The 774-nt window shown below is 70.3% G+C and carries 1 protein-coding gene; it reads left to right on the top strand.

Annotated features, from left to right (window positions below; all coding sequences use genetic code 11):
• Window positions 1-338: 338 nt before the first annotated feature.
• Window positions 339-774 (top strand): hypothetical protein (locus ABD160_RS31835; protein ID WP_344029994.1); only part of this gene is annotated, 436 nt, incomplete at its 3' end.

The raw sequence follows: 774 nt of genomic DNA, 5'->3' as shown, positions 1-774 counted from the left end.
CCACGGACATCTGTGTACTCCTCAACTCAAGAGGATCTTGTTACACAGACCATCTGACAGGCTCCCGGTCGGCGATCCGCCCGGTCGCCGGCCGCCGGCCCCGGTCGTCGAGCCGCGCCGCGCATCCGCTACCGGGCCGGCCGCGGGACGACCCGGGTGAGCCCCCAGGGCCGCGAACCCGCGCCCACCCTCACTCACCCACCACCGACCCGGACCCACCGCGAACGGGAGAGCCCGCCACACCCCGCCACCCGACACGACAACCACCCTGTCCTGAGTGGATTTTCCCTCGACTTCCTTCTAGAGAACAACCAGTCCAACCCGATAGAATCGAACACATGGTCGATATCGATGGTGCGCTGCTCAGCCCCGAGGCGGTCGCCGCCGATCCCTGCCCACACGGATCGACCCGCGAGCTGTGCGCCCTGCTGTGCGCAGACGATGAGGGAGAGCCGGTCGTGGTGGTGGACCCGACCCGGCCGGTGGGGTTCGCACTGGCACTGGACTGCCAACTCGCCGGCGACAGCCCCGAGCTGCTGAGCGACGCCCAACTCCTCGACGTGGTCGAAGGCGCCGAACGGATCGAACGATGGGCCTCGGCGTTGCGGACCCGGATGCTGGCAGCGTTCGCCGACCGGCACCCACCCGGCAGCACCGCCGCACCACCGGGCGCCGACCCCCGGGCGGTCACACCGGTGGGCCGTTGGCTGCCCGACCAGGTCGCGTTGACCTTACGGGTGTCGCTGGAAGAGGCCCGCTGCCTGCTGGCCGGCG

It is taken from the genome of Pseudonocardia kongjuensis, from assembly GCF_039526905.1.
GTDB classification, from domain to species: Bacteria; Actinomycetota; Actinomycetes; order Mycobacteriales; family Pseudonocardiaceae; genus Pseudonocardia; species Pseudonocardia kongjuensis.
This window is presented reverse-complemented; position numbering and strand designations above follow the sequence as displayed.